The organism is Microvirga massiliensis, from assembly GCF_001006805.1.
Classification (GTDB): Bacteria; Pseudomonadota; Alphaproteobacteria; order Rhizobiales; family Beijerinckiaceae; genus Microvirga; species Microvirga massiliensis.
Genome location: NZ_LN811354.1, coordinates 449,182 through 455,466 on the forward strand (window position 1 = coordinate 449,182; position 6,285 = coordinate 455,466).

Annotated in this window: 10 protein-coding genes; 9 read left to right on the plus strand and 1 reads right to left on the minus strand. The window is 64.8% G+C overall.

Annotation, left to right across the window (positions count from 1 at the left end):
* The first annotated feature begins 65 nt into the window (after positions 1-65).
* Positions 66-671, plus strand: coding sequence for a biotin transporter BioY (locus BN1233_RS18125; RefSeq protein ID WP_082145523.1), 606 nt, complete (start codon positions 66-68; stop codon positions 669-671).
* Positions 672-738: 67 nt separating this feature from the next.
* Here the strand turns inward: BN1233_RS18125 and BN1233_RS18130 are convergent, their stop codons facing one another.
* Positions 739-1,026 carry a hypothetical protein gene (locus tag BN1233_RS18130; RefSeq protein ID WP_046864961.1) on the minus strand — a complete coding sequence of 96 codons (288 nt, stop codon included), beginning with the start codon at positions 1,024-1,026 and terminating at the stop codon, positions 739-741.
* A gap of 144 nt (positions 1,027-1,170) precedes the next feature.
* On the opposite strand from BN1233_RS18130, the gene BN1233_RS18135 reads away from it, so the two are divergent.
* The 8 genes from BN1233_RS18135 to BN1233_RS47045 all read left to right on the plus strand — a co-directional run bounded on the left by BN1233_RS18135 (position 1,171) and on the right by BN1233_RS47045 (position 6,142).
* Complete coding sequence (locus BN1233_RS18135) at positions 1,171-1,566, plus strand: YsnF/AvaK domain-containing protein (protein WP_046864962.1); 396 nt, start codon at positions 1,171-1,173, stop codon at positions 1,564-1,566.
* A gap of 116 nt (positions 1,567-1,682) precedes the next feature.
* Positions 1,683-2,432, plus strand: a complete 750-nt coding sequence (locus tag BN1233_RS18140; protein ID WP_046864963.1) for an SDR family oxidoreductase — start codon at positions 1,683-1,685, stop codon at positions 2,430-2,432.
* A 344-nt stretch (positions 2,433-2,776) separates the two neighbouring features.
* Positions 2,777-3,121 (plus strand): hypothetical protein, encoded by a 345-nt coding sequence (locus BN1233_RS44195; protein WP_046865074.1) that lies wholly within the window; start codon positions 2,777-2,779, stop codon positions 3,119-3,121.
* A 61-nt stretch (positions 3,122-3,182) separates the two neighbouring features.
* Positions 3,183-4,337: a YsnF/AvaK domain-containing protein gene (locus tag BN1233_RS49745; RefSeq protein ID WP_063776630.1), complete on the plus strand. Its 1,155-nt coding sequence runs from the start codon at positions 3,183-3,185 to the stop codon at positions 4,335-4,337.
* A gap of 646 nt (positions 4,338-4,983) precedes the next feature.
* Positions 4,984-5,388, plus strand: a complete 405-nt coding sequence (locus BN1233_RS18155) for a hypothetical protein (RefSeq protein WP_046864964.1) — start codon at positions 4,984-4,986, stop codon at positions 5,386-5,388.
* 28 nt (positions 5,389-5,416) lie between these two features.
* A complete protein-coding gene (locus BN1233_RS18160; protein ID WP_147707363.1) occupies positions 5,417-5,686 on the plus strand; it encodes a hypothetical protein in 270 nt (89 codons plus the stop codon).
* Between the two features lie 136 nt (positions 5,687-5,822).
* Complete coding sequence (locus BN1233_RS50555) at positions 5,823-5,945, plus strand: hypothetical protein (RefSeq protein ID WP_280139395.1); 123 nt, start codon at positions 5,823-5,825, stop codon at positions 5,943-5,945.
* The gene (locus BN1233_RS47045) at positions 5,945-6,142 is read left to right on the plus strand and encodes a hypothetical protein (RefSeq protein ID WP_147707365.1); all 198 of its coding nucleotides are present in this window, start codon (positions 5,945-5,947) and stop codon (positions 6,140-6,142) included. Before BN1233_RS50555 ends, BN1233_RS47045 begins: the two co-directional genes overlap by 1 nt.
* Positions 6,143-6,285 lie beyond the last annotated feature (143 nt).

The window sequence follows — 6,285 nt, forward strand, 5'->3', positions numbered from 1 at the left end:
CCGAGCGATATAGACCCGGATCGAGCCGCGGGGGAGGGCCCCCTGGCCCTCCTGGAGAATTGTTCATGGCTTCTGGCGCATCGTCCCTTGCCCCATCCGCTCCGCTCATCGGCCTGGTCTGGCCTGCACGCGCCGAGGGGCTGTCGTCACCCCTGCGCACGGCCATCCTCGCCATCGTGGGAACCGCGCTTCTCACGCTCTCCGCGAAGGTCCAGGTCCCGTTCTGGCCGGTGCCGATGACTATGCAGACCTTCGTGGTGCTGGTTCTCGGCGCTACCTATGGGGCGCGGCTCGCGGGAGTCACGGTTGCCCTCTATCTTCTCGAGGGCGCTCTCGGCCTGCCGGTCTTCGCCGGAACGCCGCCGGCCGTCGCAGGCGTCGCCTATATGGCGGGCCCGACTGGCGGCTTCCTTCTCGGCTTCCTTGCCGCAGCCGTGCTTGTCGGCTTTCTCGCTGAGCGAGGCTGGGACCGGTCCTTGTTGCGGCTCAGTGCCGTCATGATCCTCGGACACGCCGTGATCTTCGCCTTCGGCCTCGCCTGGCTCGCGGCGCTCATGCCCTTCGCGAAGGCCTGGGCTGTCGGCTTCGTTCCGTTCATGGCAGCTACCGCCCTCAAGACGGCCCTCGCCATCGCGGCGATGCAGGCAGCCTGGATGGTCGTGAAGCGCTGACGCAAAACGCCGGACGGTCGACACCCTGACGGAAGCCGCCTTCGGGCGGCTTCATCTGTTGGGCCGGTCAGCCCGCCGAGTGGACGAGCCTCAGCTGAGGCCGCGCCGGGCCGTTCCGGAAGGTGAGCTCGACCCACTCGTCGTCCGTGTGGCCTTCCACGACATGGTAGCCGAGCTGCTTCGCGAGGACGCGGGCCTGATCCAGGGTCGCGCGGGAGACCCATCGCGTGAACTCCCGTCCCCCGAGATCCATGAGAACCGCCAGCATGCCGATCTCGACGCCTTGGTCGAAGTCCTCGGAGCGCCCCGGAAAGCGCAAGCGGAGCCCGTCCGCAAGATTGATATGACGCATCATACCCCCACTGGCCGCTTCTGCGGCTCGTACTTGGAATCCCACGAATAGCCGATCCTTGCGTCGGTAAAAAGGCGGCGGAGCGGCTCACCGCCGGAACAAGAGCATCGCTCTACACGTTGCGCCGCACTGCCCGGAGCACCCGCCATGGCGACAAACCCGTCCCAGCCCGAACACACGATACCTCTGGTCGAAGAAGAGGCCCGTGTCGAAAAGCACACCCGGACCACCGGGCGCGTTCGCATCCGCACCGAGGTCGACGAAGTGGAGCAACTCGTCGCCGCCGACCTCATGGAGGAGAAGGTCGAGGTCGAACGCGTGCCCGTGGATCGCATCGTCGAGGCACCCCCTCCCGTGCGGACCGAGGGCGACGTGACGATCGTGCCGGTGCTCGAGGAAGTCCTGATCGTAGAGAAGCGGCTCGTCCTCAAGGAAGAGCTCAGGATCCGCCGGTCGCGCTCGCAGGAGACCGAGAAGATCCCGGTGCGCCTGCGCAAGCAGCGCGCCGTGGTCGAACGATCGGAAGAGGAGAGCGGGGATTGAAGGGGAGGACCGTGCCGATCGCCAGGGCTTTGTCCAATCGGGCGTAGATTGCCGCGCTGCTTTCGGCTACTCGAACGGTCAGGTTGTGGGGATCCACGGCAGGGGAGTTCGGAGCCATGGCAGAAGCAAAAATCGGTCTCGTGACAGGTGCGGGGACGGGAGTCGGGCAGGCGGTGAGCCTCGCTCTGGTCGAGGCCGGCTTCCACGTCGTCCTTTGCGGACGCCGCAGGGAGCCCCTTGAGGCGACTGCCGCGAAGGCACCGAAGGATCGCACGCTCGTCGTCACGGCCGATGTCGGCGACCCGGCTTCCGTCGAGCAGCTTTTTGCGCAGGTGCGTGACCGCTTCGGGCGTCTCGATCTTCTCTTTAACAATGCGGGAACCGGCGCGCCGCCCATTCCGCTCGAGGATCTCACCTTCGAGCAGTGGAACACCGTGGTCTCGGCCAATCTCACGGGCGCATTCCTGTGCACGCAGCAGGCTTTCAAGATCATGAAGGCGCAGCAGCCGCGCGGTGGCCGCATCATCAACAACGGCTCGATCTCGGCCTATGCGCCCCGTCCCAACTCGGCGCCCTATACGGCCACGAAACACGCGATCAGCGGCCTCACGAAATCCACGTCGCTCGATGGACGCAAATACGATATCGCCTGCGGCCAGATTGATATCGGCAATGCCGAGACCGACATGGCGCGCAAGATGAAGGATGGCGTGCCTCAGGCGGATGGATCGATCAAGGCGGAACCGCTGATCGATCCCAAGCACGTCGCGAATGCCGTGGTCTACATGGCGAGCCTGCCACTCGACACTAACGTGCAGTTCATGACCGTGATGGCGACGAAGATGCCGTATGTCGGTCGCGGTTGACGCCTCGCCCGCGCGAATACCGATAAAGATGACATTCGTCGGGCGTCGGTGACGCCCGATGCGCGCCGCGTCCGGAAATCGCCCGGCGCGCTGATCGCTCTCCACTGTATCGGAAAGATGCCGCTGCTGCCGGCATGCAGCATCACGCCAAGTCAGACCATCCCTCCGCATCGCAAGCAACGGGTCTCATCCTGCTTGCGCGTGCAACTGCTCTGCGCGGCGGTCTATGTGGATCGCAGCGCCGCGTTTCGCGTAAAGCTTTGCCGTTCAAGCGCTTTCTGCTGGAACCGCCCTGCGCCTCGCTCATTAGCAATGCATTGATCGACCACGAGGAAACCCTCGCCATGCGTGCATTGCTTGCGGCTCTGGCCGCTGCCGTCGTCCTCAGTGGGCCGGCATTGGCTCAACAGACGGGAAGCCGGACTACTCCGGTAAGTCCGGGCCCGGGCGCTTCCAATCAGAATGGATCAAGAAACCCAGCCGCAGGACCGGAGACGACCGGTGCGGTGGAGGCGGGCGCCAACAGCTTCACCGAAGGGCAGGCGCGGTCCCGCATGGAGGCTCAAGGGTTCACGAACATCCAGGGCCTCGCCAAGAACGAGCAGGGAATCTGGCACGGCCGCGCGATGCAGAACGGCCGGCCAGTCGAGGTGATGCTCGATTACCGCGGTCACATCGCCACACGCTGAACCACACGCGATTCACGAGGGGAGCGCCGGCAGGCTTCTTCCCGAGAGCAGGAGCCCCTTCATGTCAGACAAAACCATTACGTCATTCTTCGATTCCTACGACGATGCTGCCGAAGCGGTGCGCCGCCTCGAGGCCGCAGGCGTGCCCAGCTCCGACATCAGCCTCGTCACGAATAATCACGGCGATCGTCACAGCCACCTTGCGCCGCGCTCCGACATGATCCGCGACGATGAGACTGCAACCGACGAGGGTGCCGGCACCGGTGCTGCGATCGGAACGCTGGCTGGAGGAGGCGCCGGATTGCTGGCCGGCCTCGGCCTCCTGGCAATCCCGGGCCTCGGCCCCGTTGTCGCGGCCGGCTGGCTCACGTCGACGTTGGTCGGTGCCGGTGCCGGTGCCGCGGTCGGCGGCCTTGTTGGCGCTCTCGCCGGGGCGGGCGTACCTGAGACTGAGGCGCGTGCCTACGAGGAGGGCATACGCCGCGGGGGCTCGCTCGTCACCGTCAGAGCCCGGGAGAGCGACGTCGACCGGATCGTCGATATTCTGGACGGCGAGGGCACGGTCGATCTCGACGAACGCCAGGAGGCCTGGCGCGCGGGCGGGTGGACGAGCCACGGCGATGCCATCGGAGCCGCGGCCTTGATGACGACGGGCATGACGACAGGCGAGATGCCCATCGGCACCGGAACGTCCCGCGCTTCGGAAGATGTTGTCTCACGCGATGTCCCTTCGGCCGAAACCTTCGGCACGCAGCCGCGCGACATGGCTCCAAGGGCGACGTCCGTGCCGCCCACCGCTCGCAGCGTGGATTCCGGTCGGGAGGAAGTGATCCCGATCGCCGAGGAGGAACTCCAGGTCGGGAAGCGCGAACGGAGCGGCGGCCGCGTCCGGATCAGCTCGCATGTCGTCGAGCGGCCCATGCAGGAGCCGGTTTCCCTTCGCGAGGAACATGTCGAAATCGAGCGGCATCCCGTCGAGGGTGCACGCACCCGGACGGGCGAAAGCGCGGACGATCCCTTCCAGGATCGCACGATCGAGATGGAGGAGCGGTCCGAAGAGCCGGTCGTCTCGAAGGAGGTGAGAGTCCGGGAAGAACTGCGGGTCCACAAGGACGTCGACCAGCGCACACAGACCGTAGAGGACACCGTGCGTCGGACGGAGGTCGAGGTCGAGCGCCAGCGGCGCGGCACCGGAACGGACCGCGACCGTAGCTGATCGGCTCCGAAGTCTTTGCGAGAGGCCCGAATACCAACCAGTATTCGGGCCTCTCCGATTTGTGCCGCGCCGCATCGCCGGAGCAGGGGCGTCGGACGGAGCGATACCAATTCCACAAGATTCCTCTTTCGAGCCGTAGCCCGCCGGGAACGAAGTTCAATCTTGACGGTTTGCTCCCCACGTCTGGAATAGGAGATCGCCATGAACAACATCATCTGGATCATAGGAGCAGTCGTCGTCGTCCTGGCAGTCCTGTCGTTCCTCGGACTGCGGTAGAGAGTCAGTATTCGCTCTTCTTTCTACGCTGGCCGGATTGGGTGTCTCAGGGTAAACGCTCACCGACGGTGAAGAGGGACATCTCCCACGTCGTGCCCATCACGATGATCCGTCGATCTCGCGAATGACGAGGCCGGAGAACGGCTCGCGATGGCACGACGCATAGCGGCTTCCGCGCGACATCAGTAACGCCTTTGGATCGCTGTCAGACAAGCCGGCCGGCCTCTTCGCAGCCGAATGTTTCGTTCTCGTCCGGCGACGCAACAAATCGACCGCGCGTTTTCCGCAGGACGCAAATCACCCGCAATGAACTAGGTCTACACCGCAGCTTCATGACTGGCGCAGAACGCTGCCAGTAGGGAGATGACCGATGTTCGGCCTGGTCAAAATGTCTGCTGTAAGTGCCGTTCTGTCCGTTGGGATCGTGACGACTTTCGATCCTCCAGCCTTGTGGGCGCAGGACGCGCCGGTGGTGAAGCCATTCCAGGATCGAATTGCAGCCGACGAGGGTGTCGCGAGTTCGGGAGCCGCAGACGAGCGGACGTCATCGGCGGATTTCATCGCCGTCACGCCAGTCAGAAACACCAAGAGCAATCGGCTGACGACATCGTCGGACCGGTGCGCTGCCCAGACCTGGCCTCATCTCTCGAGCGATTGCATCTCCGGCGCGAGCGGAGGGCTCTCGCGACAGGTCAGAGTCATCACGATCGAGCGTCGCGAAGGAACGAACACGTCCATCCTGACCCGCGTGCCGCAGGCCGTCGCCCAGCGCTGAGAGAGAAATGATGTCCGAGAGGCCGTTCTTGAGCCGTTCCCAACATCGCGTCCTGAAAGCGGCGGCTTTCATTCTGGCGCTCGTGATCCTGCCGGTTTCGGCGCGCACGATGTTGCCGGACACGCCTTCCATGAGGCTCGGGGCCGGAGAGCCCGAGACGACGAGACTGCTGCCTCGGGCTCGTACGGTCGTTCCACGCAAGCTCGCGGGCGAACCTGCCGGGGAGTGTCAACGCATCCGCCGGAAGTTCTGGCTCGAAGACCAAGGGTGGGTCATTCGCGCGGTCTCGCGATGCTGACGGAGCGGCGCCAGCGCGCCGACCCGACCAGCCGCCGCGATCGGTCCTTGTGTCCCAACACACATCATTCCGTCCGCCTTGGCCGTAACGAATTAGCAGGATCCGGACGGTAGAAAGCGTCCACAGAGAGTGCCCGATGCCCCAATCCGCTCAGCTCGCCCCGTCGCAGAACGCGCCATCCTTCAGAACCGCTTTCATCGGCTTCATGTCGTCGCTCGCCGCGATCACGGTTGCCATGGTGATGCTCGGGAGTCTCTGATGAAGCGCGAGATCGAGACCGAAGCCGATAGCGGCACGCCGGCCTCGGGACGCCCGACATTCCTGGAGGGTCTCAGGAAGGCGGTTCACACGCTCCTGGGCGAGTTGCGTGATCCTTACCGCCCCGAACTACATTACATGCGCGGGCCGGGTCCAAAGTCCCAAGCCGCTGCACGGCGGTCGGCTTCGTCGGATTGACAACGCGACCGGGGCGGAAAGCGCCCATAGGATGCGTCCGACCACTCAGTTCAATTCCGTGAGCCGTTCGGCTCGGCATCGAGGCCGTTCCATGTCTGGCCTCAGCCGGGCTCGTCGGTCCCGTGGCTTCTCACCTCACCGGG